This window comes from Methylobacterium sp. P1-11 (assembly GCF_008329595.1).
Classification (GTDB): Bacteria; Pseudomonadota; Alphaproteobacteria; order Rhizobiales; family Beijerinckiaceae; genus Methylobacterium.
Genome location: NZ_NPKS01000015.1, coordinates 125,754 through 150,039 on the forward strand (window position 1 = coordinate 125,754; position 24,286 = coordinate 150,039).

25 protein-coding genes are annotated in these 24,286 nt (G+C 68.4%); 14 read left to right on the top strand and 11 right to left on the bottom strand.

Going from position 1 to position 24,286, the window contains the following annotated elements:
• Nucleotides 1-14: 14 nt before the first annotated feature.
• The 6 genes from CIW48_RS16855 to ubiG all read right to left on the bottom strand — a co-directional run bounded on the left by CIW48_RS16855 (nt 15) and on the right by ubiG (nt 4,215).
• Nucleotides 15-1,031, bottom strand: coding sequence for an alpha/beta hydrolase (locus tag CIW48_RS16855; RefSeq protein WP_149311793.1), 1,017 nt, complete (start codon nt 1,029-1,031; stop codon nt 15-17).
• A complete protein-coding gene (locus CIW48_RS16860; protein WP_149311794.1) occupies nt 1,028-1,639 on the bottom strand; it encodes a tetratricopeptide repeat protein in 612 nt (203 codons plus the stop codon). The genes CIW48_RS16855 and CIW48_RS16860 overlap by 4 nt, the downstream gene beginning before the upstream one ends.
• A gap of 139 nt (nt 1,640-1,778) precedes the next feature.
• The gene (gene ykgO / locus CIW48_RS16865) at nt 1,779-1,904 is read right to left on the bottom strand and encodes a type B 50S ribosomal protein L36 (protein ID WP_003601867.1); all 126 of its coding nucleotides are present in this window, start codon (nt 1,902-1,904) and stop codon (nt 1,779-1,781) included.
• A 174-nt stretch (nt 1,905-2,078) separates the two neighbouring features.
• Nucleotides 2,079-2,699 (bottom strand): PAS domain-containing protein, encoded by a 621-nt coding sequence (locus tag CIW48_RS16870; protein ID WP_149311795.1) that lies wholly within the window; start codon nt 2,697-2,699, stop codon nt 2,079-2,081.
• Nucleotides 2,700-3,113: 414 nt separating this feature from the next.
• The gene (locus CIW48_RS34025) at nt 3,114-3,407 is read right to left on the bottom strand and encodes a hypothetical protein (RefSeq protein ID WP_246695282.1); all 294 of its coding nucleotides are present in this window, start codon (nt 3,405-3,407) and stop codon (nt 3,114-3,116) included.
• A gap of 46 nt (nt 3,408-3,453) precedes the next feature.
• Entirely contained in the window at nt 3,454-4,215 is a 762-nt protein-coding gene (gene ubiG, locus CIW48_RS16880) for a bifunctional 2-polyprenyl-6-hydroxyphenol methylase/3-demethylubiquinol 3-O-methyltransferase UbiG (protein WP_149311796.1), read from the bottom strand.
• A gap of 259 nt (nt 4,216-4,474) precedes the next feature.
• On the opposite strand from ubiG, the gene CIW48_RS16885 reads away from it, so the two are divergent.
• From CIW48_RS16885 to CIW48_RS33300, 6 genes are all read left to right on the top strand, one after another.
• Nucleotides 4,475-5,710: an aspartate kinase gene (locus CIW48_RS16885; RefSeq protein WP_149311797.1), complete on the top strand. Its 1,236-nt coding sequence runs from the start codon at nt 4,475-4,477 to the stop codon at nt 5,708-5,710.
• A 189-nt stretch (nt 5,711-5,899) separates the two neighbouring features.
• Entirely contained in the window at nt 5,900-8,161 is a 2,262-nt protein-coding gene (gene ptsP / locus CIW48_RS16890; RefSeq protein WP_149311798.1) for a phosphoenolpyruvate--protein phosphotransferase, read from the top strand.
• A 220-nt stretch (nt 8,162-8,381) separates the two neighbouring features.
• Nucleotides 8,382-9,467 carry a peptide chain release factor 1 gene (prfA, locus tag CIW48_RS16895; RefSeq protein ID WP_149311799.1) on the top strand — a complete coding sequence of 362 codons (1,086 nt, stop codon included), beginning with the start codon at nt 8,382-8,384 and terminating at the stop codon, nt 9,465-9,467.
• A gap of 9 nt (nt 9,468-9,476) precedes the next feature.
• Nucleotides 9,477-10,376: a peptide chain release factor N(5)-glutamine methyltransferase gene (prmC, locus tag CIW48_RS16900; RefSeq protein WP_149311800.1), complete on the top strand. Its 900-nt coding sequence runs from the start codon at nt 9,477-9,479 to the stop codon at nt 10,374-10,376.
• Nucleotides 10,377-10,796: 420 nt separating this feature from the next.
• On the top strand, nt 10,797-11,861 hold the full coding sequence (locus CIW48_RS16905; RefSeq protein ID WP_149311801.1) for a DUF4167 domain-containing protein: 1,065 nt from the start codon (nt 10,797-10,799) through the stop codon (nt 11,859-11,861).
• Nucleotides 11,862-11,921: 60 nt separating this feature from the next.
• Nucleotides 11,922-12,116: a hypothetical protein gene (locus CIW48_RS33300; RefSeq protein ID WP_173009290.1), complete on the top strand. Its 195-nt coding sequence runs from the start codon at nt 11,922-11,924 to the stop codon at nt 12,114-12,116.
• Between the two features lie 549 nt (nt 12,117-12,665).
• Here CIW48_RS33300 and CIW48_RS16915 read toward each other — a convergent pair.
• From CIW48_RS16915 to CIW48_RS16925, 3 genes are all read right to left on the bottom strand, one after another.
• A complete protein-coding gene (locus tag CIW48_RS16915) occupies nt 12,666-13,391 on the bottom strand; it encodes an RlmE family RNA methyltransferase (RefSeq protein WP_149311802.1) in 726 nt (241 codons plus the stop codon).
• A gap of 10 nt (nt 13,392-13,401) precedes the next feature.
• Nucleotides 13,402-14,496 carry a Ppx/GppA phosphatase family protein gene (locus tag CIW48_RS16920; protein ID WP_149311803.1) on the bottom strand — a complete coding sequence of 365 codons (1,095 nt, stop codon included), beginning with the start codon at nt 14,494-14,496 and terminating at the stop codon, nt 13,402-13,404.
• Nucleotides 14,497-14,606: 110 nt separating this feature from the next.
• A complete protein-coding gene (locus CIW48_RS16925; protein ID WP_012317168.1) occupies nt 14,607-15,080 on the bottom strand; it encodes a response regulator in 474 nt (157 codons plus the stop codon).
• Nucleotides 15,081-15,394: 314 nt separating this feature from the next.
• On the opposite strand from CIW48_RS16925, the gene CIW48_RS34545 reads away from it, so the two are divergent.
• The 8 genes from CIW48_RS34545 (at nt 15,395) to CIW48_RS16970 (ending at nt 22,573) form a co-directional block, all read left to right on the top strand.
• Entirely contained in the window at nt 15,395-16,195 is an 801-nt protein-coding gene (locus CIW48_RS34545; protein WP_149311804.1) for a cold shock domain-containing protein, read from the top strand.
• 530 nt (nt 16,196-16,725) lie between these two features.
• Nucleotides 16,726-17,037 carry an iron transporter gene (locus tag CIW48_RS16940; protein ID WP_149311806.1) on the top strand — a complete coding sequence of 104 codons (312 nt, stop codon included), beginning with the start codon at nt 16,726-16,728 and terminating at the stop codon, nt 17,035-17,037.
• 26 nt (nt 17,038-17,063) lie between these two features.
• On the top strand, nt 17,064-18,557 hold the full coding sequence (locus CIW48_RS16945) for a PepSY-associated TM helix domain-containing protein (protein WP_149311807.1): 1,494 nt from the start codon (nt 17,064-17,066) through the stop codon (nt 18,555-18,557).
• Complete coding sequence (locus CIW48_RS16950; RefSeq protein ID WP_149311808.1) at nt 18,554-18,901, top strand: DUF3325 domain-containing protein; 348 nt, start codon at nt 18,554-18,556, stop codon at nt 18,899-18,901. The genes CIW48_RS16945 and CIW48_RS16950 overlap by 4 nt, the downstream gene beginning before the upstream one ends.
• 340 nt (nt 18,902-19,241) lie before the next feature.
• A complete protein-coding gene (gene adh / locus CIW48_RS16955) occupies nt 19,242-20,765 on the top strand; it encodes an aldehyde dehydrogenase (RefSeq protein WP_149311809.1) in 1,524 nt (507 codons plus the stop codon).
• 516 nt (nt 20,766-21,281) lie between these two features.
• Nucleotides 21,282-21,707 carry a DUF779 domain-containing protein gene (locus tag CIW48_RS16960; RefSeq protein ID WP_149311843.1) on the top strand — a complete coding sequence of 142 codons (426 nt, stop codon included), beginning with the start codon at nt 21,282-21,284 and terminating at the stop codon, nt 21,705-21,707.
• A 15-nt stretch (nt 21,708-21,722) separates the two neighbouring features.
• Nucleotides 21,723-22,136: a carboxymuconolactone decarboxylase family protein gene (locus CIW48_RS16965; RefSeq protein WP_149311810.1), complete on the top strand. Its 414-nt coding sequence runs from the start codon at nt 21,723-21,725 to the stop codon at nt 22,134-22,136.
• Entirely contained in the window at nt 22,133-22,573 is a 441-nt protein-coding gene (locus CIW48_RS16970; RefSeq protein ID WP_149311811.1) for a cupin domain-containing protein, read from the top strand. Before CIW48_RS16965 ends, CIW48_RS16970 begins: the two co-directional genes overlap by 4 nt.
• A 4-nt stretch (nt 22,574-22,577) precedes the next feature.
• On the opposite strand, the gene CIW48_RS16975 is transcribed toward CIW48_RS16970, so the two are convergent.
• Together CIW48_RS16975 and CIW48_RS16980 are read right to left on the bottom strand one after the other, a co-directional pair.
• The gene (locus CIW48_RS16975) at nt 22,578-23,630 is read right to left on the bottom strand and encodes a tetratricopeptide repeat protein (RefSeq protein ID WP_246695283.1); all 1,053 of its coding nucleotides are present in this window, start codon (nt 23,628-23,630) and stop codon (nt 22,578-22,580) included.
• Entirely contained in the window at nt 23,627-24,271 is a 645-nt protein-coding gene (locus tag CIW48_RS16980) for a thiamine phosphate synthase (RefSeq protein ID WP_149311812.1), read from the bottom strand. Before CIW48_RS16980 ends, CIW48_RS16975 begins: the two co-directional genes overlap by 4 nt.
• Between the last annotated feature and the right edge of the window lie 15 nt (nt 24,272-24,286).

Sequence of the window (24,286 nt, forward strand, 5' to 3'; positions counted from 1 at the left end):
GGCCGCCCGGCGCCTCAATGCGCGACGGTCGGCTCCCGACCAGTTGTGCCCGTCGCACCGGCCAGCCGGGTGATCTCCTCCGTCACGCGCTCGGCGGCCACGTATTGGAGCATGTGCCCGATGCCCGGCAGCAGCACGAGCCGCGCGCCCGGGATCGCTCGCGCGAGTGGCACCGCCTGCGTGTCGGCGCGGACGATCGGGTCGGCCTCGCCGGAGATCACCAGGGTGGGCATGCGAATCTCGCCGTAACGGGGACTCTGCGCTGCGAGGGCGTGCGACAGGCCGAGCAGATCCTGGACGTTGGCGAGTAGGGTTTCCGGCCGCAGGACCAGCTCCGACCGAGCCCGTTCCGGGTAATCCGCCTGCGGAGGTTGCGGCAGGAAGACTCGCCGCGCCGCCACGGGGAGAAAATGCTGCGCCAGAGGCGGACCGACCGTCCGACTGAGCAGCCACGCAACCGGCGGCTTGACGGCGATCCGCCAGTACCAGGGCAGATCCTTCACGCGGTCCGGCATCGGCATCGCCACGGGCGCCCCGAGGGCGAGGGCCGAGACCCGCTCCGGGTGATCGAGGGCAAGGGCGAGGGCGAGCGCGCCGGCCCAGGAATGGCCGAAGACAATCGCCGGGCCGACACCCAGGCGCTGCAGCGCTTCCGCGATCATCCCGGCCTGCGCGGATGGGGCCGCGGCGTCACCTCCGGCGATCCGATCGCTCCAGCAGAAACCCGGCCGGTCGAAGGCGATGACCCGGAAGCCCTGTGCGGCCAAGCGATGCCCAATGCCCTCCATCGGGTCGGACGCGTTGGCCGAGGCCCCGTGTAGGATCACGATGGGCGGCCCGTCGGCCGGGCCGTCCTGCAGGGTCGCGAGCCGCCCACCGCTGATCGCGACGAACGGTCCCGCAGGCGGATTAGCATGGCCGACCCGGAGCGTGATCACCAAGGTCGCCAGCGCGCCGACTGCCAGCACGAGGCTGGTCAGGGCGAGAGGTAACGCCAGGACGGTGAGGAGGACGGCGATCACCCGGGTCACAGGTCGCGGCCGTCGACCTCCGGAGTGAGACGGTTGATCGCCTCGCCGATTTTCTCCATCTGCGGGTACAGTGCCCGCGCCCGCCGGAAAGCGGCCAGGGCCCGCGCCTTGTCGTCGATCGATTCGTAGATCCGGCCCATCGCGGCCCAGGCCTCGAAGTGGCGCGGCTCCAGCACCAGGGCCCGCTGCAGATTCGCCAAGGCATCGTCCTTGTCGGACAGAAGCCAGAACACCGTCGCGCGTCGGTTCCAGCCCTCGGACCAGTTCGGTTCGAGGACGGTGACGCGATCCATCAACTCGGCGGCCAGGTCGAAGTCGTGGGCGGTGACGGCCTGACGGGCTCGGTCGGTGAGGAGGTCGGCGGTCGGACTGCCGGACCCGGCCATGCGCCGCTCGATGAGCTGGGCGATACCCTTGGCTTCCGCGGGATCCTCGCTGGCGCGGAGGCGCGCGAACAGATCGTCGAGGCTCGGTGGCTTCGGCACCGGCTTCGCCTCGGGAGCGGCGCGACCGGGACGCGCCGTGTCCGGCGCCGCCTGCACCACCGAAGTTTGCACGGCGAGGATCGACAGGCAGACCAGGGCGGCGGGGAGGCGGCTCGGCATCATGCGACCAGACTGTGCGTCAGGCCCGCATCCGTCAACGTGCCGCGGTGCCGCGCGCAAGCGGAGACGGCCGCACCCGTTCGGACACGGCCGTCCCCCTGATCGAAGCGGTCCGGACCCGACGCGGCCGGGCGGGGCAGTCTCAGCCCTGGCGGGCCTTGAAGCGCTTCTGGGTCTTGTTGATCACATAGACCCGGCCCTTGCGACGCACGAGCTGGTTGTCGCGGTGGCGGCCACGCAGGGACTTGAGGGAGTTGCGAATCTTCATCGGTCTCTCGAGCCCGGAGGGCCGTCCATGGGTAAGATATCGGGAACGTGATCGCGAGGCAGGACGCGATGTCGCGTCCAGCGATCACGGCTCACGCATCGCGGGGTGGCGCGGCCATATCAGGATTCGCCCCGCGAAAGCAAGGCACGGCGCGCATCGTGCCGCCCGCGCGCCTCAATGGATCCTGTCGAGGTCCGGCACAGCCGGCGCGACCGCAAGTTGCCGGCCAATCTCGTGCAACAGCAGGTCGAGCAGAGGCTTCAGACGCTCGAAGCCCGGTCGGGGAAGACCATCCTCGGCGGCGCCGTACAGAGCCAGGGCCATTTCGGCGATACGGTCGATGCCCCCCGCTGCCACATCGGTTGCGCAGAACGCGGCTTCGTCCAGGAAGCCGTCCCGGCTGCACGCGGTCACGTCAATGACGATCCCATGGGCTTCGCCAACGATGCCCTGCGCGTTCCGGATGAAGCGGCCGCGCGCCAGGACCCAGCGGATCTCACCGGGCTCCGGTACCGTTCGGTACTGCGCGATGTACAGACCACCCTGTCGGCGAAGGTCGTCGATGATCGATCCGATCCGCCGCTGATCCTCAGGGTGGATCCGCTCCAGGAACGCCGCGAAGGTGGTCCCGATGCCATTCCTGGTCCTGGGCAGACCCAGGATCGTCGCGGCGACGGCATCGCATCGGAGAACGTCGTCGGTGATGTGCCAGGTCCAAGTCCCGACATCAGAAGCAGCCAGCGCGCGCGCCACATTGCTGCCGCTCCGCCGCTTCGTGCGCACGTCGACGCCCACAGGCTCGGTCTCCAGCCATGTCCGGTTGGTCTGCCCAGACCACTTTTCTGGTCGACACAATACGGAGATCACAGATGCTGCACAACGCACGGGGCTGGCCGGGCAGAGCTGTATCGTTGCGGTTACCGCTTGATCATGACCGATGGTAAACGCCTGTCGGCGTGCTTTTCGCGACGATATATCCGCGCATGAGTTTTGGGAGCGCGCCTCGGCCCGGCGCCTTAGCCAGGGGCAACGGTTGCCGGAGCGCGTAGATCCGGAAGACGTAATCGTTCGGTCCATGGTCGGTGGCAGGATCCGGGGCAGCCATTCCGCGCGCAGGAAGCTGTTCCGGCCCGCCGCGTGGCCGGAGTCGGCGCGCCCGGGGCTCGGCAGCACAGCCTCCGAAAATTCGGCGGGCTCAAGCGCGAGCGCTCAGACGATGAGATGAACCAGCGGATGCAATGTCGTCCGGCTTCCGGCATCCTCGACGAAGAGGACGAGCGCCGCCGTGGCGGTCGGCAGGCCGTTCCAGGCGAGGGGTGGCGATACGCCCGCGTCGCCCGACGTGAACCGGGCGAGCATATCTGCCCCATCGTCGAAGGCCGGGCTCGACCGCGTCAGGCTCTCGGGGATTTCGGCGAAATTCGCCCGCGACACCGCCTTGTCCAGGGCCGCCTTCAGGCCTGACAGGACTGTGCTGATCGCAGCGGGGATCTTCTCGAGCATCGCCGCCTCATCCCCCGCGTTGACAACGGCGAGAGGCACAATCCGTTCAAGCAGATCGCTCGGCCGCGACCATATAGTTCACCGCCTTGTCGCGGCTAATGCGCCAGCTGTCCGTAAGCGGGTTGTAGACGACACCTACCGTGTCGGTGACAGCGAGGCCGCCTGCCCGGACGGCGCGGGCGAGCTCCTCTGGCGTCACGAATTTCTGCCAGTCATGCGTGCCCCGCGGAAGCCAGCCGAGCACGTATTCGGCCCCGACGATGGCGAGCGCGAAGGAGCGCAGCGTCCGGTTGAGCGTCGCTCCGAACAGCAACCCGCCGGGTTTCACCGCCGCGCAGGCGGTCCGCACGAAGGCCGGCATGTCGGAGACGTGCTCCACCACTTCCATGATCAGCACCGCGTCAAAGCTCTCGCCGTCGGCGACCACCGCCTCGATAGTCTGCCCACGATAATCAACCGGCACGCCAGCCGCCTCGGCATGGGCCTTGGCCACCGCGATGTTCTGCTCAGCCGGATCGAGCCCGGTCACGCGCGCGCCGAGCCGCGCCAGGGGCTCCGACAGGACGCCGCCGCCGCAGCCGACGTCGCAGACCGACAATCCCTCCAGCGGGAAGGGTGCGCGCGGATCACGCCCGAATCGCCGGCAGAGCGCATCGCGGATATAGGCAAGCCGCACCGGGTTGAACCGGTGCAGGACGCGCATCGGGCCGGTCTCGTCCCACCACGTGGCGGCCAGCGCGTCGAAGCGCGCGACCTCGTCGCGGTCGACGAACCCCTCCGCGACCGGATCCGTGGCTGCCCTGTCCATGCGCGTCCCGTCCTGATGCTGGCGTCGCCTGGACCCGGCCCTGCCCGTCAATTCGGGACGGCCGGGCGGGCAGGATACGCCGCGATGCGTCGTGCCGGCGCTCTAGCATGGAGACGGCACGGAAGTCGCCGCGGCGCGCAGGCGCCATGCTCGGCCGGTTGTTGACACTCTACCGAGCCGCTTGTACCCGCCGGGCACCGTCCGGACAGGGCTGCAGCGGTCCGTCCAATCGCCACCGGGAACCTGCGACCGAGAGATAATGCCCCGTCTGGTGATGAAATTCGGCGGCACCTCCGTCGCCAACGTCGACCGCATCCGCAACGTGGCGCGTCACGTCGCCCGCGAGGTGGCGGCCGGATACGACGTCGCGGTGATCGTGTCGGCCATGTCGGGCAAGACCAACGAACTGGTCGACTGGGTCAAGGACGCAAACCCGCTCTACGACCCGCGCGAGTACGACGCCGTCGTGGCCTCGGGCGAACTCGTCACCGCCGGCCTCCTGGCGATCGCGCTGCAGAAGGACGGGATCAAGGCTCGCTCCTGGCAGGGCTGGCAGATCCCGGTCGTAACCTCGGACGCGCACGGTTCGGCCCGGATCGCCGAGATCGATCCGAAGAACCTCGAGGCCGGTTTCGTCAAGGGCGAGGTCGCGGTGATTGCCGGCTTCCAGGGCGTCCACGCGGAGACCGGCCGGGTCACGACCCTGGGCCGCGGCGGTTCCGACACCTCGGCTGTGGCGATCGCAGCCGCGATCGGGGCTGAGCGCTGCGACATCTACACGGACGTGGACGGGGTCTACACGACCGATCCGCGCATCGTGCCGAAGGCTCGCCGCATGGAGCGGGTGACCTTCGAGGAAATGCTGGAGATGGCCTCCCTCGGCGCCAAGGTGCTGCAGGTCCGCTCGGTGGAACTCGCCATGGTCCACCGGGTGCCGACCACGGTTCGGTCCTCCTTCGATCCGCCGGACGCCGCGCGCCCGGGCACCCTCATCTGCGACGAGGACGATATCGTGGAACAGCAGATCATCACCGGGATCGCCTTCTCCCGGGACGAGGCGCAGATCACCCTGCGCCGGGTCAAGGATAGCCCCGGCGTGGCCGCCGCCATCTTCGGGCCGCTGGCCGACGCCAACATCAACGTCGACATGATCATCCAGACCGTGTCGGGCGACCAATCGACCACCGACATGACCTTCACGGTGCCGGCCGCGGAGTATCAGCGCTCGCGCGCGATCCTCGACGAGGCGCGTACGCAGATCGGCTACGCCCAGATTGAGGGCGCCACCGACGTGGTGAAGGTGTCGGCGATCGGTGTCGGCATGCGCAGCCATGCGGGCGTCGCCGCCAAGGCGTTCCGGGCGCTGGCCGAGAAGGGCATCAACATCCGTGCGATCACCACTTCGGAGATCAAGTTCTCCGTGCTGATCGACGCCGCCTATACGGAGCTTGCCGTGCGCACGCTTCACTCGCTATACGGCCTGGATCAGGCTTGAGCCTGTGACGACGCGGGTTCGAGCGGGTCGCGTGGTGTGAACTGAACAGTCACGGGCTGATTCGTCGATCCCAGAGCGCCTCTGGGACCAGCGGTCCGGCCCATCCGGCGCCGGCCATCCCTGGTTTGGCGCCAAGGTTGCAGGGTGGTCGACGCCAAGGCCGCTCACCGACGCTGGAACGACGAAAAGATGCCCGCTGCGCCCGGAGGCCCGCGCCTGCTGCTGCGCCGCCTCCGCGAAGCGATGGCGGAGCCGGTCAGCCCCCAGGCACGCCTCGACCGCATCGTCGTCCTGATCGCCGCCAACGTGGTGGCCGAGGTCTGCTCGGTCTACGTGCTGCGCGATGACAACACCCTCGAATTGTTCGCTACCGAAGGTCTGAACCGCGAGGCGGTACACCAGACCCGCATGCGCACCGACGAGGGCCTCGTCGGCCTCATCGCCCGCACGGCGGAGCCGCTGTCTCTCTCGGATGCCCAGAACCATCCGGCCTTCTCGTACCGGCCGGAGACCGGCGAAGAGGCCTATCATGCGTTCCTGGGCGTGCCGCTGCTGCGCGCCGGCAACACCCTCGGCGTCCTGACCGTCCAGAACAAGACCTATCGCGTCTACTCCGAGGAGGAGATCGAGGCGCTTCAGACCACCGCCATGGTGCTCTCGGAGATGATCGCCTCGGGCGAGCTCGAGGGTCTGGCGCCCGATGCCGGCACCGCCGCCCGGCGCCCGGTCCTCGCCCGCGGCATCGCCCTCGCGGACGGAATCGGCCTCGGCTACGTGGTGCTGCACGAGCCCCGCGTCGTGGTGAAGACGCTGATCGCCGAGAATGTCGAGCGCGAGGTGGCGCGGCTCGACGCGGCGATCGAGGAGGTGCGCTCGGCGATCGACGCCCTGGTGGAGCGCGGCGACCGGATCGGGACCGCGGAGAGCCGCGAGGTGCTCGAGACCGTCCGGATGTTCGCCCATGACAAGGGCTGGCTCCGGCGGATGCGCGAGGCCGTGGCCTCGGGCCTCACCGCCGAGGCCGCCGTCGAGCGGGTCCAGTCGGACAATCGCGCCCGGATGATGCGCCAGTCCGACCCGTATCTGCGCGAGCGGCTGCACGATCTCGACGACCTGGCCAATCGCGTCCTGCGCACCCTGATCGGCCCCGAGGCGGCCGGCGCGCTGGTGCTGCCCGAGAACGCCATCCTGGTGGCGCGCACCATGGGGCCTGCTGCGCTTCTCGACTACGAGGCTTCGACCCTGCGCGGCATCGTCCTGGAGGAGGGCGGCCCGACGAGCCACGTGGCGATCGTCGCCCGGGCGCTCGGCATCCCGGCGGTGGGCGAGGTCGAGAATGCGACCGCTCTCTGCGACGCAGGCGACGCCATCATCGTCGATGGCGTGGCTGGCGAAATCCATGTCCGGCCCGGCCCCGAGGTCGAGGCTGCCTACGCCGAGATGGTGCGCCTGCGCGCCCGCCGGCAGGAGCAGTACCGGGCGCTGCGCGACGTCCCGGCCCAGACCCGCGACGGCGTGCGGGTCGGCCTGCACCTCAATGCCGGCCTGCTGGTGGATTTCAGCCACCTTCAAGAGACGGGCGCGGAAGGAGTCGGTCTGTTCCGCACCGAGCTGCAGTTCATGGTGGCGCAGCGCATGCCGTCGGCGGCCGAGCAGGAGGAGCTGTACCGCAAGGTCTTCGCCGCCTCGGCGGGCAAGTCCGTCACGGTCCGCACCCTCGACATCGGCGGCGATAAGATCCTGCCCTACATGGCCAAGCTAGAGGAGGAGAATCCGGCACTTGGCTGGCGGGCGATCCGCATCGGCCTCGATCGGCCGGCCCTGCTGCGGATGCAGCTTCGGGCACTGCTGAAAGCCGCTGACGGCGATCCGCTCAAGATCATGTTCCCGATGGTCGCCACGGTGGACGAGTTCGTGCGCGCTCGCGGCATCGTCGAGCGCGAGAAGGCCTATCTGAAACGCCACGGCTACCGGCTTCCCGCCGATTGCCGGCTCGGTGCGATGATTGAGGTGCCCTCGCTCCTGTTCCAGATCGACGAGATCGCCCGGGAGGCCGATTTCCTGTCGGTCGGCTCGAACGACCTGATGCAGTTCCTGTTCGCGGTGGACCGGGAGAATCGGCGGGTCGCGGACCGCTTCGATCCGCTGAGTGTCGCCGCTCTCCGTGCCTTCCGCCTGATCGCCGACCGGGCCAACGCGGCCTCCTGTCCGGTGACGGTCTGCGGCGAGATCGGCGGCCGTCCCTTAGACGCCATGGCGTTGATCGGCCTCGGCTACCGGCAGCTGTCGATGTCCCCGGCGGCCATCGGTCCGGTCAAGGCCATGGTGCTGAGCCTCGACGCGCGCGCCGTCGCCGAACTCATCGACGTCGAGATGGAAAGGATGCACGACGGCGATTCCCTTCGCCCGGCGCTCACGGCCTTCGCGCACGCACACGGCATCCCTATCTAAGCGCGGATGCGACCCTTGCCGAACATTCGGCCAGGGTTGTACGGCAACGCCACGACGTTTTCGGTCGATGCGCCACGGCTTCCGCTCTCGAACGGACGAGGCGTGGTTTTGGGGGACGTCCTGCCGGGTCATACATCCTCCAAGCCACGCGTCTCCGCCCCGGAGACGAGACCCGCGCCCGTCTCGGAACGGCGCGCGTAGACTTGCAGAAACACGGGCGATGATCCCCTTTCCCATCGAGCGCCTCGACGCCATCCTGGCGCGGCACGACATCGTGACCGCGCAGCTCGCCTCCGGCGAGATCGATCCCGAGACGGTGGTCCAGCTCTCTCGCGAGCTGTCCGACCTGGATCCCGTCGTTGCGGCGATCCGCGCCTATCGCGCGGCACTGGAGAATCTCGCGGGCGTCGAGGCCCTGATCGACGAGCCGGGCACGGATCCGGAGATGCGAGCGCTCGCCGCCGATGAGAAGCCGGAGGCGCAGGAGGCGCTCGAAGCCGCGCACCGGGCCCTCCAGCTGCTGCTCCTGCCGAAGGATGCCGCCGACGAGAAGAGCGCCATCCTGGAAGTCCGTGCCGGCACCGGCGGCGACGAGGCGGCCCTCTTCGCCGGCGACCTGTTTCGCATGTACGCGAAATATGCCGAGTCGAAGGGCTGGCGGGTCGAGGTGATCTCCGAGAGCGAGGGCACGGTCGGCGGCTTCCGCGAGGTCGTGGCCGAGGTGAAGGGCCGGGGTGTCTTCGCGCGCCTCAAGTTCGAGAGCGGCGCACACCGGGTGCAGAGGGTACCCGATACCGAGACGCAGGGGCGGATCCACACCTCCGCCGCCACTGTGGCGGTGCTCCCCGAGGCGGAGGAGGTCGATATCCACGTCAACGACGCGGATTTGAAGATTGACACGATGCGGGCGCAGGGCGCCGGCGGCCAGCACGTTAACAAGACGGAATCCGCGATCCGCATCACCCATCTGCCGACCGGCATTGTGGTGTTCGTCCAAGAGGAGCGGTCGCAGCACAAGAACCGGGCACGCGCCATGGCGCTCCTGCGCGCCCGGCTCTACGACGCCGAGCGCAGCGCCAAGGATTCGGCTCGGGCTGCGGATCGCAAGGCGCAGGTCGGCTCCGGCGATCGCAGCGAGCGGATCCGCACCTACAACTTCCCGCAGGGCCGGGTAACCGATCACCGGATAAACCTGACCCTCTACAAACTCGAGGAGGTGATGGCCGGGACTGCCCTGGACGAAGTGGTCGATGCCCTGATCACTGAGCACCAAGCGGAGCTTCTGGCCGCCGAGGGCATGGTCTGAGGTCATGTCGTGACGTCGGTCCCGATGCAGAACCTGTCGCGTCGCGAGGCGCTGCGCGCGTGCACGGCCTGCCTGTATGCCGGCGGCGTCGGTGAAGCTGCAGGCGACGCCCGGTTCCTCCTGCTCGGCATCCTCGGCCTGGAGACGCGCGACCTTCTGATCGAAGGCGACCGCCTCGTCGGTGCGGACGAAGCCGTTGCCCTCGAAGCGGCGCTCGCACGTCGGCTCGCCGGCGAGCCGGTCGCCCGCATCCTCGGCGCCTGGGAATTTTGGGGCCTGCCGTTTCGGCTCGGGCCCGACACCCTGGTGCCGCGCCCGGACACCGAGATCCTGGTCGAGGTCGCGCTGGCGGCCGTTCCTGACCGGAGAGCACCGCTACGCTGCCTGGACCTTGGAACCGGCACGGGCTGTATCCTCACGGCCCTCCTGTCCGAGATGCCTCAGGCTTGTGGGGTCGGACTCGACCGCTCGGAAGGTGCCCTGCGCGTTGCCCGGGACAACGCCGCCGCGAACGGCCTCGGCGAGCGAGCCAACTTCGTGGTCGGGGATTGGTGCGATGCCGTGGAAGGGACGTTCGATCTCGTTGTCGCGAACCCGCCCTATATCGCACATGATGTGATCGCGACCCTCGATCGCGAGGTGCGCGCCCACGATCCCGCGACCGCCCTGGACGGGGGCGTGGACGGCCTCGACGCTTACCGGCGGATCCTCGACGGCGCAGGTGCGCGACTTGCATCGGGCGGCACGCTCGTCCTGGAGATCGGTTACGATCAGGCGGCGGCGGTGCAGGACCTCGCGCGGGTGGCCGGATACCGGGAGCGTGGATTGGCCCGCGATCTGGCCGGTCATGACCGAGTCCTCAGTTTCGACCGGCCGGGGGGGCTTTTCTCCGGCCACAGGGATGCCTAAGTCTGGGTTGACCATCCCGGCACCGAAAAATTGCTTGTTGCATCAACCGGGGAACGCTAAAGTCGGCTTGAAGATCGCGAACCGTCCGTTAAGACGGACGGCTGTAAGGTCGGTGATGACTATGGGTCGCCGATTGGTTCGCTGGTCCCCCTACACCGTCGAACCAGAACGCGCCGGTACCAGCGCGGCGGTACGACATATTCGAACCTGACAATCGACTGAGGATCGGCGACCGTCTGCGGACGCTCGGTTCAAGGGATGGTCAGGCAGACGCGCGGACCGTGTAACGGTCGCACGCGCGGCGCCGCCGGATGCGCTTGGCCGGACTGCGCTACCCGATCAGACCGGGCGCCTCCGTAGACAGTCGTTTGCGTGAACGAGGGTCATTACAGACCGATGAGACCAAACCAGAATCGACGGATGCGCGGCCGGAACCGGCCGAAGGGTCCGAATCCGCTGACGCGCTCCTACGAATCCAACGGTCCCGACGTCAAAATCCGCGGCACCGCGCAACACATCGCCGACAAGTACGCGCAGCTCGCACGCGATGCTCTGGCGGCCGGTGATCCAGTTGCAGCCGAAAACTACTTCCAGCACGGCGAGCACTATTTCCGGATCGTGTCCGGCGCCCAGGATCAAGGCAGACCGGCCAATACGGGCGGTTATGCCAGTCGTCCCTATGATGATGACATGGAAGAGGGCGACGACGAGGGCCAGGGCAACGGCGGTTCGCAGAACGGTCACGCCTATAACGGGTACGACGATAACGATCCCGGCCAACAGCCGCAGCCCTACGAGAACCGTTCAGACGCCAACCAGGATGGCCGTCAGGGCCGCGATCGCTTCCAGAACCGCGATCAGCGCCGTTTCGACAACAACGGGCGCCAGGATTATCGACGTCAGGACCAGCCGCGTCAGGATTACCAGCGACAGGATTATCAGCGGCCGGATTATCGTCAGGAAAACCGGCAAGAGAATCGGCAGGACAACCGGCAGGATCGTCAGGATTATGGCCGTCCGGATTACCGGCAGGAGCGTCAGGACGGCCGACAGGACCGCCAGGACAATCGGCCGGACAATCGGCAAGAGACGCGTCAGGACAGTCGCAGCGACCAGGGTCGGTACGAGAGCGGCCGCGGCGAGGCCCCGCGCTCGGAGGCCCGGCAGGAGGATCGTCCGGCGAGTCGGCCGGAGCGGGCTCCCCGCGGTGAGGCCGTGCGTCAGGGTGAGGCTGCTCCCCGTCGTGAGCGTCGGCGCGAGGCTGCACCCGTCGTGGAGGCCGAGGAGCCGAGCGGCCTGCCGGCGTTCCTGATGGCGCCCGCGCGTCCCGCCCCTGCGGCCGAACCGTCGACGGCTCCCGAGCCCGAGGTTCCGGCCGAGGAGGCCCCAGCCGCGAAGCCCCGTCGCCGTCGCCGTCCGCGCTTCGAGAGCGCCGCGGAAGAGGGTGGCGCCGCGACGCCGGCGGCGGACGTGCCGACCGAGTGAGCGTAGGCTGCTAGCCGCAGTTCGAAGAGGCCGTTCCGGGTAAGCGGGGCGGCCTTTTTCGTGGCCGAGCCAGCGGCGAACGGCCTTTCGATCCGGGTAGGGCTGGACCCGGCGGATCAGACGGTGTCGCCAGCCGATCTTGCCGAACGGCGCAACTTCCCCGTCCCTGGCCACCGCTGCGGGCGAGTGCCCGATCCCGAACAGCAGATCGAAACGGTCCGTGATTTGGCCGCGTCGGTCTTCCGCGCGCTGTAGCGTGTCGGTGATCAGACAGACCCGCTCGACGCGGCCGGCAAGTGGGTCCAGGGCCGCAAAATGGCTCTCGATGAGTTCCGCCCTAAGCCGGGCCGGGCCGGGGCGTCGCGGACGCGGGCTTTGTGGGTCTCGATCGGGACGATCGAAAGCTGGGAGAGCAGATTTGCCGCGTCGATCAGATCGGCGCCCGGGCAGGGACCCGCTGACGGCTCGGCGAAGCCCGCGGGTTTCGGCAGTCATCGCGAAGTTCGGGTACCGGCGGGTGACGACCCGGGCCAGCGACGGATGGACGGCATTCACCAGGCCGACCCGGTCGAACAGGTGAGTGAGTTCGTCCAGCGGCACGTCGTCGAGCAGACCGGATCCCAACACCACCGCGTGCCGACGCTGACGCGTCGCCTAAGCCGCGATCACGCTCCGCGCCAGCGCAAGATGCAGTGCGCAGGCCGCCCGGCAGCGATGCGCAGGCATGGAGCAGGCCGCTCTGCGGACCTAGCCGCGCCGGGTTAATGGTCGACAGAGTCCGGGCGAGCAGCATTGCCGTGCGGCTCAATCCTCGTCGGAGGATGCAGCCGCGGTCGGCGTACCTCGATAGCCGGTTGCCAGGACGTAGAGCTCGCTCGAATCGGCCCGGCTCGCGGCTGGTTTGACGTGGCGGACCGTAGCGAAATCGCGCTTCAGGTCGTTCAACAGAGCGCCCTCGGTGCCGCCCTGGAGCACCTTGGCGAGATAAGCGCCCCCGGGCCCGAGGATCTCGCGGGCGAATTCCGCCGCCGTCTCGGCGAGGCCGATGATGCGCAAATGGTCGGTCTTCTTGTGGCCAGTGGCGTTGGCGGCCATGTCCGACATCACGAGATCGGCCGGGCCGCCGAGCATGCCGGTCAGCCGGGCGGGGGCCTCGGGGTCGAGAAAGTCCAGGGTGATGAACTCGACCCCGGCCATGGGCTCGATCTCCAGAAGATCGATGCCCACGATTCGACCGGACGGTCCGACCACCCGCGCGGCCACCTGCGACCAGCCCCCTGGGGCGGCGCCGAGATCGACGATCTTCTGGCCGGCCCTCAGGAGCTTGTAGCGCTCGTCGATCTCCAGCAGCTTGTAGGCCGCCCGCGACCGATAGCCCTCGCGCTTGGCGCGCGCCACGTAGGGATCGTTGAGCTGGCGCTCGAGCCAGCGCTTCTGGGACAGGGTCCGACCGCGGCCGGTCTTCACCCGCTGCTTCAGTTCGCCCCGGACGCCCCCGCCTGAACTCGCACCGCCGCGCCGGTCGCTCATCGCGCCGCCCTCATCTGACCGCCTTCCGGTTCCAGACGCCGTCCTCCCGCATCATGTTCATCAGCAATCCTTCGCGCAGGCCGCGATCGGCGATGCGCAGGCGCTCCGACGGGAACGCACGGCGGATCGCCTCCAGAATGGCGCAGCCGGCGAGTACAAGGTCTGCCCGGTCGCGGCCGATGCAGGGATTGTCGGCGCGCTGTTCCAGCCGCGTGTCCAGCAGGTCGTCGATGGCGGTCGAGACCGCGTCATCGCTCATCCACAGGCCGTCGACACGCCGACGCTCGTAGCGCGCAAGCCGCAGATGCATTGCCGCGATGGTCGTGACCGTTCCTGAGGTGCCGAGGAGGTGGAATTTCGGCGCAGTCGCGGCCGCCGCCGCCCGGATCGCGAAGGCGGAAAGCTTTTCGGCCACTTCCTCGACCATGCCCTCGAACATGCGGCGCGTCACCTCGGCGCCGCCATGGCGCTCAGCCAAGGTCACCACGCCCACCGGCAGCGAGTCCCAGGCCCGGATGCGCAACGTCGGGTCGGTCGACGGGTTGGCGGCCGCACCGTCGAGCCACGCGATCTCGGTCGAGCCGCCGCCGATGTCGAAGATGATCACCGACTCTGCCAGCGGATCCGCGAGCGCGGCGCAGCCGGTGACCGCGAGATAGGCCTCGGTCTGCCGATCGACGATCTCGAGGTCGAGGCCGACGCCGCGGCGCACGCGTTCCACGAAGGCGGCCCCGTTCACCGCGAGGCGGCAGGCCTCCGTGGCGATGATCTTGGCCCGGTGCACACTTCGAGCCTGCATCTTGGAGCGGCAGATCCGCAGGGCCTCGACGGTGCGCTCGATCGCCGCCTCGCTCAGCCGATCCGACGTACCGAGGCCCTCACCGAGGCGGACGATACGCGAGAACGCGTCGATGACCCGGAAGCCGCTGAAGGTCGGCTCCGCGACCAGCAAACGGCAATTGTTGGTGCCGAGGTCGAGCGCCGCGTAGGCGGCGCGCCGACGCTCGTGGCCCGGCACCGGGACGGGCGACGGGGCTGGCGTCTGAAGCGTCACCGCGCCGGTCTGGATTCGGGACGGCGCGGCCGCGGCGGTCTCGTCCCTCATCGGCGCGGCCGTCGATCCTTCGGGTCGGCCTTGAGCAGCGCGCTCGGCCTTTGTTGATCTGTGACCCTACAGGCTCGGTGGGGAACTGCAACGCCCCATCGCGGTCGCGGTCAGGCCACGGCCTTCATGGCGCTGGCCCGACGCGGGATCGGGCGCAGCAGGCTCTTCACCTGCGAGTAGGGGCGCGGCCGGTTGATCACCTCGTCGAGGCGCGACCATAAGGTCTTCGGCGAGAATGGCTTGGCGATGATCTCGTTGACGCCGAGCGCCACGGCGCGGTCGACGACGTTGCGACGCGGTTGGGCCAGCATCAGGATGATCGGGATCGTCGGACAGGGGGAGGTGGTGGGCGTCCGCGCGAGCCGGATGAACTCCTCGCCCGACAGGATCGACAGGTCCCAGTCGATGATGCTGATGTCGGGCTTGCTCTCCGCCAGCACGCCAAGGGCCTCGGCCCCGTCCGGCGCCTCCAGCACGCGCTTGATGCCGACGCGCATCAGCATGTCGCGCACGATTCGGCGAATGTAGAGACTCTCGTCGACAACGAGCGCCGAGAGATCGGGGAAGGTCGGGGTCGCGATCATGGCCAGCTGGCTCTGCGGGGCGCAGCGCGGAGTGTAGCCAGACAGCCTTTGCGTTTCGCTAACGCCTTCTCTCGAATGAGAAAGGACTGGTCCGGTGACTGCGGCGGATTCCGTTGTTTGCCGCGAGAAAGTAACGAAACCGGCGCGTCTGAGCCAAGAAGGTCCTTGCGGTCAAGGCCCGATTGCGTCAGGACTGGGGCGTTATTCTTGGTTACCGCGACCTGGGGTAATGATAGTGCGGGGCGTGGGCTGTCTGGGATGGCGCGCACGCGGTATTCGAGACAAGGGCGGCGGACGGTTTTTGCGAGCTTTCTATGGGACGTGGTCGTGATTTCAGGGGGCCGCAGAAGCGCGGCTTCGACGAGAGTGGCGAGCCGAGATGGCCTGATCAGGCTCCCCCGAGCAGCGGATACGGCGGCGGCGGCGGCTTCGGGGGCGGTGGTGGCGGCGGGTTCGGCGGCGGCGGTTTCGACCGTGGTCCGTCGCGCGGCGCGGCACCGGTTGCGTCCGGACCGGAGCGCGATGCGACGGTCAAGTGGTTCAACAAGGAGAAGGGCTTCGGCTTCGTCGAACTCGGCGACGGTTCGGGCGACGCCTTCCTCCATATCCGCGCCGTCGAAGCGGCCGGCCACGATGACCTGCAGCCGGGTACCCGGCTGACGGTCACGACAGCTCAGGGCCAGAAGGGTCCGCAGGTCACCAGCGTCACCAGCGTCGACACCTCCACGGCCGAGGCGCCTGCGCCCCGGCGCGAGTTCCGTCCGCGCACCGGTGGTTACGGTGCCGGTGGTGCGGGCGGCGGCTACGGCGACCGCAGTGGCGGCTACGGCGATCGTGGTGGTGGCGGTGGTTACGGCGGTGGTGGCGGCGCGGGCGGTGGTGGCCGCTTCGCCGGCGGCCCGTCAGTCGAGATGAGCGGCACCGTGAAGTGGTACGATCCCGCCAAGGGGTTCGGCTTCGTCTCCGTCAACGACGGCGGCAAGGACGTGTTCGTGCACCGCTCCGCCCTGTCCCGCGCAGGTCTCGATTCGCTGGCCGAGGGCCAGCAGGTCACCCTGGGCGTGGTTGAGGGCCAGAAGGGCCGCGAGGCCCAGAGCATCAACGTCGAGGATTAAGGATGGTGCGGCGGTCGCTTTACCGCCGCGATCCACGAGAAGAGTGTCAGGCGGCGGCTCCTCCCGGGGCAGCCGCCTTTCTCGTTCCTGGATAGCCCATGCGCCGCCTGCTGCTGTCCACGGCTCTGCTCATGCTGGCCGGTAATGCCCGAGCGGAAGACTTCACGGGCTTCTACGCTGGCATCAATGCAGGCTACGGCTGGGGACACGCGCGCGATGGACACACGGGAGCCGGTCCGGCTGCCGCAGCCGCCCCAGCCTCTGCCAAGCCGGATCCCGGAGCCGATCTGCCGCCAAGCGCCCGGAGCGCGGCCGTGGCGATTCGTCGATCCGATCGGGCGGGTCCGTCCGGAGCGGCCCGTCCGTAAGACGACCAGCCGATGGTGACGAGGTCGTGGCTGGCCCGCCCGTCACGCGGCTTCCTAACCACCTCTTTTCACACTGGAATCGTTCCGGAACATAGCCGTTGCGCGCCGACCGGCGCCGCTGGTAGGTCGCGGCATGGGCTCACTGGAACGAGAGGTGGCGCCATGAGCGCCCGCACCACGCCAATGCTGGCGGATCGCGCGGCGGTCGCCGGGCGGGTGCTCCTGGCGGCGCTTGGTAGCTACACGGTCGCCGCGCTCGCCAGCGCACTGCTGGCCCTCGTCCTGCCCGGTCCGAGGGCCGAAGCGGTCTCTGCCGGGACGTTGGCGAGCTTCGCCATCATGGCGGCAGCAGCGATCTGGGTCTTCGCCGCCCGGACATTGACGCGGGCGGTCCTTTTCCTCGGCCTGACGGCCCTGCTGCTGACCGGAGCCCTGTGGCTCGCGGGTGCTTTCGTCCCAGGCGGTGCCGCTTGAGCCGGGCGCGGAGCTTCCGCCAGTCGATGGCGTGGCTGCACACATGGTCCGGCCTCGTGGTCGGGTGGGTGCTGTTCGCGATCTTCGTCACCGGGACCGCCAGCTACTACCGCACTGACATCTCGCATTGGATGCGGCCTGAACTATCCGATTCGAGCTCAGATCCAGCGGCTGCGGCGACGCGCGCCGGCGCCTATCTGCGGAAAGCCATGCCGAACGCGGCCGGCTGGTCGGTCAGGCTGCCGAATGCCGAGAACCCGGCGGTGGAGGTCTATTGGTGGCCGAATCCAGGCGGCCCCTACCATCACGCACTCCTCGATCCGGCGACAGGTGAGCCTGCGCGGGTTCGCGACACCCGCGGCGGCGATTTCCTGTATCGCTTCCACTTCGAGCTGAGCCTGCCACCAATCTGGGGACGCTGGATCGTCTCGGTCTGCGCGATGATCCTGTTGATCGCGCTGATTTCCGGGATCGTGACCCACCGGCGCATCTTCGCCGATTTCTTCACCTTCCGGCGCGACCGCTCGGCCCAACGCGGCTGGCTCGACGCTCACAACGTGATGGGCGTGCTGGCGCTGCCCTTCCATCTGATGATCGTCTACACGGGCCTCGTCACACTCTCGGCGATGCTGATGCCCTGGGGGATGAAGGCCGTCTACGGCAACGACCCGCTTCGCTACTACGCAGAGGCCGGCCTGGCGATCCCGGGCGTGGCGCCGGCCGGGCGCCCCGGCACGCCGCTGCCGCTGGGCGAGCTTGTCGCCCGCGCCGCGGCAGCCGGCGGCGCGGTGCCCGAGGTGATGCTGGTCACCCAGCCGGGTGACGCCGGTGCTACCGTGACGGCGTATTTCGAGGAGCCAATGGGGCTCGCGCATCTTCACCCGCAGATCGCCTACGGCGCCGATACCGGCTCGGAGATCGCCCGAGTTGGCGAACCCGGTGCCGCGACCCGGACCGGGGCCGTGATGGCCGGGCTGCACGAGGCGCATTTCGCCGCCGCTCCTCTACGCCTCTTGTTCTTCCTCTGCGGCGTGATGGGCGCGGCTACGGTGGCGAGCGGGCTCGTCCTCTGGACCGTGGCGCGGGCGCCTCGGGGCGCCGATTCGGAAGGATTCGGCCTGCGGCTCGTGCGGCTTCTCAACATCGGCACCATCGCGGGCATGCCGGTCGGTCTCGCCGCTCATTTCCTGGCCAATCGTCTGTTGCCCCTCGGGCTTGAGGCGCGGGCCGATTGGGAGATTCGCGTCTTCTTCGCCGCCTGGATCGCCGCCGCGATCGCCGCGTCCCTGTATCCGCGGCGGCGAGCGTGGTCGGTTGCCCTTGTCGTACCGGCTTGCGCCTTCCTGGTCATTCCCATGTTCGACGCTGTCCTGGTGGGCCAGCCACGCTTCCTCGCCTTCGATGCCGCAATGGCGGTGGTGGGGCTGGCCTTCGTCGCCGCTTCCCGGCTTGCGGCACGGCCGCGATCGGCAGCGTCGCGACTTGTGGAGGCGAATCTGTCCCGGACGATCGAAGCATGACATCCGCTGCGCTGATCCTCAGCCTTCTCCTGAGCTTCTCGGGCTTCGCCGCCTTGGCGTTGAGCCTCGACCGGCATCATCGGGCAGCCTACCGCGTGGGCGTGCCGAAGCGGCGCGTCGGAAGGCTGCGGATGGCCGGCTGGTGTGGACTCGGCCTTTCCTTCGCGGCGGCCATCGCGGCCGCGGGGTGGAATTTTGGGCCCGTCCAGTGGATCGGATCACTCACCGGGTCCGCCCTGGCCGTAGTGGTGATCATCGCTTATCGGCCAAGCTGGCTGCGCAACGCTGCCCTGGCGGCGCTGCCGTTCGCGGCCGCGGCTCTGCCACTCGCCCTGCTCGGATAGGCGCTGCAGCTGAATCTTCGCAGTATTGCATTGAACCGTCGGGCTGCAGGACCAATCACGGCCTTCGACACAGCGTCCGGGGCCCGTAATACGGTCATGGTGAATGTCTCCGACGGCGCCGATCTCCAGGATAATTGTCCGCTCGCGATGACGCCGGGAAGCGCGTAGGATCTCGACACTCGCGCACTGGCCAAAAGTCCACCTTGATTCGGCAGGCCAAAAGCCATTGGCTGCGAACAGAGCGGAAGCGGATGCGGCCCCAACGATCGGTCGCCCGAACGCCAGCTTAAGCCCAAGAGCCGCGGTTCGCGAGGCCGGGGCCTATGGAGGGAACACTGCGATGAACAAGCCGGAATTCCTCGGCGACGCCAAGGTCAAGTCGCCCTTCTCGGCTCGCTACGAGAACTTCATCGGCGGCCAGTGGGTCGCCCCCGCGGCGGGCCGCTACTTCGAGAACACCTCGCCGATCACCGGCAAGGTGGTGTGCGAGGTCGCCCGCTCCGACGCCCAGGATGTCGAGAAGGCGCTCGACGCCGCCCATGCGGCCAAGGAAGCCTGGGGCCAGACGGCGCCGGCCGAGCGCGCCCGCATCCTCCTCAAGATTGCCGACCGGATGGAGGAGAACCTCGATCTGATCGCGCTCGCCGAGACCTGGGACAACGGCAAGCCGATCCGTGAGACCACCAACGCCGACATCCCGCTGGCCATCGACCATTTTCGCTACTTCGCCGGCTGCGTGCGGGCGCAGGAGGGCTCGATCTCCGAGATCGACCACGACACGGTCGCCTATCACTTCCACGAACCGCTCGGTGTCGTCGGCCAGATCATCCCGTGGAACTTCCCGATCTTGATGGCGGTGTGGAAGCTCGCCCCGGCGCTCGCCGCCGGCAATTGCGTGGTTCTGAAGCCCGCCGAGCAGACCCCGGCCTCCGTGCTGGTGCTGATGGAGATCATCGGCGACCTGCTGCCGCCGGGCATTCTCAACATCGTCAACGGCTTCGGCCTCGAGGCCGGCAAGCCGCTCGCCTCCTCGCCGCGGATCGCCAAGATCGCTTTCACGGGTGAGACGACCACCGGCCGCCTCATCATGCAGTACGCGTCGCAGAACCTGATCCCGGTGACGCTGGAGCTCGGCGGCAAGTCGCCGAACATCTTCTTCGCCGACGTCGCGAACGAGGACGACGACTTCTTCGACAAGGCCCTTGAGGGCTTCACGATGTTCGCCCTCAACCAGGGCGAGGTCTGCACCTGCCCGAGCCGCGCGCTCGTGCACGAATCGATCTACGACCGATTCATGGAGCGCGCGGTGAAGCGCGTCGAGGCGATCACGCAGGGTTCGCCGCTGGATCCGGCTACGATGATCGGCGCCCAGGCCTCGGGCGAGCAGATGGAGAAGATCCTCTCCTACATCGACATCGGCCGGCAGGAGGGCGCCCAGCTGCTCACCGGCGGCGAGCGCAACGTCAAGGACGGCGAGTTCGCCGAGGGCTTCTACGTGAAGCCGACCGTGTTCCGCGGCCACAACAAGATGCGCATCTTCCAGGAGGAGATCTTCGGGCCGGTCCTATCGGTCACGACCTTCAAGGACGATGCCGAGGCGCTCTCTATCGCCAACGACACGCTCTACGGCCTCGGCGCCGGCGTTTGGACCCGCGACGGGACCCGCGCCTACCGCTTCGGCCGGGCGATCCAGGCCGGCCGAGTCTGGACGAACTGCTACCATGCCTATCCGGCCCATGCGGCCTTCGGCGGCTACAAGCAGTCCGGCATCGGCCGCGAGACTCACAAGATGATGCTCGACCACTACCAGCAGACCAAGAACATGCTGGTCAGCTACTCGGCCAAGAAGCTCGGATTCTTCTGAGGTTCTTTCCGGGTTAACCCCCGAGACAACTTCAGCCCCGGCCTAGCGGCCGGGGCTTTTTCAATTCCAGGTCGCCGTGCTCAAGATGGGCTACCCCTTTAGAAAAGGACATTGACGATCGCGCTCTGTAGGCCACGGGTCCGGTATCTACGCTGACGCTGGGCATGTGGTCCAGCGGAGTTTCCAGGCCCGCGAAGCCTATGAGCTTGGCAGGCGGGACGTTGGGGTTCCAGCGGCAGGCAGCGCGTGCTCCACGCTCAGGGACCGGCGGGGCTGGGCCGGGAGAGCAAGCCGTGCGGCGGCCGCCGGTTGGTCAGGCTGAGCTGAGCAGGATGAGGACGAAGCAGACGGCACGGGTCCGACCGACCAGGACGGGCACGTCCGTTCCGCTTGGGCGGCGCATACAGCGCCTCGTCGGCGCGACCGCGCCCTTCGGCGTCAGGGGAAGTGCAAACGATCGACCGTGGAAAACCGCAGGTGACCACGCATATTCAGACGACGACTGGGGAGGATGACATGGGTTCGGATCAGGCCTTGGACGACAACGTCGCGCAGCAGGCCGGCGCCGACGGAACGCCTCTGCGGGTTACCGCCACACCCGTGGCCCTCGCGCTGATCGACGAGCTGCGGGGCGAGTACGGACCGGTCATGTTTCACCAGTCGGGCGGCTGCTGCGACGGGTCCTCGCCGATGTGCTACCCCGTCGGTGACTTCGTCGTCGGTGACAGCGACGTCAATCTAGGCACCGTGGGCGGCGCGGACTTCTTCATCAGCCGGTCGCAGTTCGAGGTGTGGAAGCACACGCATCTGATCCTCGACGTGGTGCCGGGACGCGGCGGCATGTTCTCGTTGGAAAACGGGCGTGAGAAGCGTTTTCATATTCGCTCGCGCCTGTTCTCCGACGCCGAGAATCGGGCCCTCGAGGGGGCATGCAAGCTCTGAGAGGAGGCGGCCGCGATGGCTACTGTGAAGCTCTGGTCCGACGCTGAGGCCGAAGCCGAGCCGCGTATAAGTGCCGTCTTCGCCGACATCCGGGCGACCCGCGGCTCCGACTTCATCAACAATTTCTGGCGCGGTCTCGCCAATGATCCGGCGTTGCTCGAACGGACATGGTCGACGCTGAAGACCGTCATGGGGGCGGGGAGCCTGGATCCCCTGACCAAGGAACTGGTCTACATCGCGGTCTCGATTGCCAATGGCTGTCCATACTGCATCCATTCCCACACCGCGGCGGCGCGAGCCAAGGGCTTGACGGCAGAGCAGCACGGCGAGTTCCTAGCCGTGGTCGGGATGGCCAACCAGACCAATGCGCTGGTCAACGGCATGCAGATCCCAGTCGATCCCGCCTTCAGAGTGGAGGAAGGTTCATGAGTGCCGGATCCGATACGGAGACACAGGGGTTCCGGGTGGTGCACGAGAGTGCACCGTTCCGGGGCAAGCAGGGGCACATCTATCGGCCGGCTGTCTCTGCCGAAGCTGTGGGCGCGAAGGCGCTGCACATGCAGCTCCTGGAGATCCCGCCCGGCGAGCGTGCCCACGCCCACAAGCACGAATCGCACGAGACGGCGATCTACGTGCTGTCCGGCGTGTCGGGCTGCTTCTGGGGTGAGCGTCTGGAGAACCACGCGATCGCGGGGGCCGGCGAGTTCGTCTACATCGCCGCCGACGTGCCGCATCTGCCCTACAATCGCAGCCAGACCGAGCCCGTCACGGCCGTGATCGCCCGGACAGACCCGAACGAGCAGGAGAGCGTCGTCCTGCTGCCGCACCTCGAGGCCGGCGTCGACTGGTCGAAGGCCGAGGGATAGCGACTCAGCGCTGCTCGATCCGCTCGTTGGCAAGACGCTCGGCGCGTGTGCGCTCGTCGGCAGAGAGGCTGGACAGAGTCTGGTCCAGCCAAGCGTCGGACAAGCCCTGTCCGGCCGCGGCGAGATTCCAGGCCGCGGCCTCCACGGGGTTCTTGGCTACGCCGCGGCCGACCGCGTAGAGCCGCGCGACGCGGTTCTGCGCGATGGCGTTGCCGCGCGATGCTGCGTGCAGAAAGTAGCGGGCGGCCGCGCGCTCGTCCTTCGTAACGCCGGTGCCATTGAACAGCAGGATCGCGTATTCCACCTCGCTGGCGAGATCGCCGTTATCGGCTCCGCGCCGGAACCAGGCCGCAGCCTTGGACGGATCCTTCGGCACGCCGCGGCCCTGCAGGTAGAGCACGCCCAGATCGTGCTGAGCGGGGCCGATCTCGGCCTCGGCCGCCTTGCGGAACTGCGTGGCGGCCGCTGCCTCGTCGGCGGTGGCTCCGGTGCCGATCAGGATCAGGCCGAGATTGTAGGCGGCGGTCGGCGAGCCGTGGGAAGTCGCCTGTTCCAGCCAGCGACGCCCGGCCTTCGGATCCTTCGGCATGCCGCGGCCGTCGAGGGCCATCAGCCCGAGGGACGCCATGGCCGACGCGTCGTTCTGCGCTGCGGCCAAGCGGTACCAGTCGGCCGCCTTCACCGGATCCTGCTTCACGCCGAGGCCCTGATTGTACAATTCCCCGAGCAGCGTCATGGCGGCGGCATCCTTCGGATTCGCCTCGATGCGCTTGGTCGCCTCCCGGAAGGCGGTGACGTACTGGCCCCGTTGATAGGCTCCGTAGGCGAGGTCCGGCGGCTGGCTGCCCGGCGGCGGGACGGCGCCCCGCGTGTAGTTCGGCGTGTAGGGGCTCGGCAGTTCCGGCATCGGCTTCTTGCCGGTCTGCGCCGTCGAGCCGATCGACCCGGGGGGGGGGGGTCCGGCCGGGTCGGCCGGCCCAGAGGCAGCCCAGGCTGGCAGGGCCAACACGGTGGCCCCGACGAAAGCCACAACGTGATGCGCGATACGGCGCCTCACGCGGCCGCCTCCCGAACAGCCTGCTGAGCCCTCGCGACGGCGACCGGATCCGGCAGCCACAAGCCGCTCTCCAATCCGACGAACTCCGCACCGGTTGCGCCGAGCGGCGCAATCTCCTCTGCGGCGGCAGCGACGGCAACGCAGGGCGTCTCGAAGATTTCGGCCCACCAGGAGGCACGGGCGCGCACGGTCTCCGCGTCGGGCGCTACGCCGTCCGGGTAGAGGCCGCCGAACATCAGATAATCGACCCCGGCCTCTCCGGCCTCCATGGCCGCGTGCTTGGTCTCCAGGCCTCCGGCGCCGAGAATACGCCCATCCCGCAACTGGCCGCGCAGGTTCTTCAGATCGCGCGGCTTGTCGACGTGGATGCCGTCGGCACCGCCGCGGACCGCCACGGCCGCGAGGTCGCCCAAGAAGCCCGGGCAAGCCACGACCAGGGCTGCGCCCTGTTCCTGCGCGACCGGGGCTACCAACTTGACGCGCGCCGTTAGCGCGCGCTCGTCAGTGGCCGCGAGGCGCAGGATCACGGCGGCGACTTCGCCGGCTTCGCAGGCGGCCTTCAAGGCTGCCACGAAATCCGCGATGCCATCCGCCTCGAGGCCGTGTGGCCCGAGCAGGGCGAGACGGGCGCTATTGCTCATCGAAGCTGACAATCT

What these genes read in the sequence shown, in the direction of transcription:
- CIW48_RS16925 (WP_012317168.1), bottom strand. Translation starts at nt 15,080, where the DNA reads ATGATCGCGACCCCGACCTTCCCCGATCTCTCGGCGCTCGTTGTCGAC.
- CIW48_RS16965 (WP_149311810.1), top strand. Translation starts at nt 21,723, where the DNA reads ATGGCTACTGTGAAGCTCTGGTCCGACGCTGAGGCCGAAGCCGAGCCG.
- CIW48_RS16980 (WP_149311812.1), bottom strand. Translation starts at nt 24,271, where the DNA reads ATGAGCAATAGCGCCCGTCTCGCCCTGCTCGGGCCACACGGCCTCGAG.
- CIW48_RS16970 (WP_149311811.1), top strand. Translation starts at nt 22,133, where the DNA reads ATGAGTGCCGGATCCGATACGGAGACACAGGGGTTCCGGGTGGTGCAC.
- adh (WP_149311809.1), top strand. Translation starts at nt 19,242, where the DNA reads ATGAACAAGCCGGAATTCCTCGGCGACGCCAAGGTCAAGTCGCCCTTC.
- CIW48_RS34025 (WP_246695282.1), bottom strand. Translation starts at nt 3,407, where the DNA reads ATGCTCGAGAAGATCCCCGCTGCGATCAGCACAGTCCTGTCAGGCCTG.
- CIW48_RS16950 (WP_149311808.1), top strand. Translation starts at nt 18,554, where the DNA reads ATGACATCCGCTGCGCTGATCCTCAGCCTTCTCCTGAGCTTCTCGGGC.
- CIW48_RS16905 (WP_149311801.1), top strand. Translation starts at nt 10,797, where the DNA reads ATGCGCGGCCGGAACCGGCCGAAGGGTCCGAATCCGCTGACGCGCTCC.
- CIW48_RS16940 (WP_149311806.1), top strand. Translation starts at nt 16,726, where the DNA reads ATGAGCGCCCGCACCACGCCAATGCTGGCGGATCGCGCGGCGGTCGCC.
- ubiG (WP_149311796.1), bottom strand. Translation starts at nt 4,215, where the DNA reads ATGGACAGGGCAGCCACGGATCCGGTCGCGGAGGGGTTCGTCGACCGC.
- CIW48_RS16920 (WP_149311803.1), bottom strand. Translation starts at nt 14,496, where the DNA reads ATGAGGGACGAGACCGCCGCGGCCGCGCCGTCCCGAATCCAGACCGGC.
- CIW48_RS34545 (WP_149311804.1), top strand. Translation starts at nt 15,395, where the DNA reads ATGGGACGTGGTCGTGATTTCAGGGGGCCGCAGAAGCGCGGCTTCGAC.
- ykgO (WP_003601867.1), bottom strand. Translation starts at nt 1,904, where the DNA reads ATGAAGATTCGCAACTCCCTCAAGTCCCTGCGTGGCCGCCACCGCGAC.
- CIW48_RS16945 (WP_149311807.1), top strand. Translation starts at nt 17,064, where the DNA reads ATGGCGTGGCTGCACACATGGTCCGGCCTCGTGGTCGGGTGGGTGCTG.
- CIW48_RS16915 (WP_149311802.1), bottom strand. Translation starts at nt 13,391, where the DNA reads ATGAGCGACCGGCGCGGCGGTGCGAGTTCAGGCGGGGGCGTCCGGGGC.
- ptsP (WP_149311798.1), top strand. Translation starts at nt 5,900, where the DNA reads ATGCCCGCTGCGCCCGGAGGCCCGCGCCTGCTGCTGCGCCGCCTCCGC.
- CIW48_RS16885 (WP_149311797.1), top strand. Translation starts at nt 4,475, where the DNA reads ATGCCCCGTCTGGTGATGAAATTCGGCGGCACCTCCGTCGCCAACGTC.
- CIW48_RS16960 (WP_149311843.1), top strand. Translation starts at nt 21,282, where the DNA reads ATGGGTTCGGATCAGGCCTTGGACGACAACGTCGCGCAGCAGGCCGGC.
- prfA (WP_149311799.1), top strand. Translation starts at nt 8,382, where the DNA reads ATGATCCCCTTTCCCATCGAGCGCCTCGACGCCATCCTGGCGCGGCAC.
- CIW48_RS16860 (WP_149311794.1), bottom strand. Translation starts at nt 1,639, where the DNA reads ATGATGCCGAGCCGCCTCCCCGCCGCCCTGGTCTGCCTGTCGATCCTC.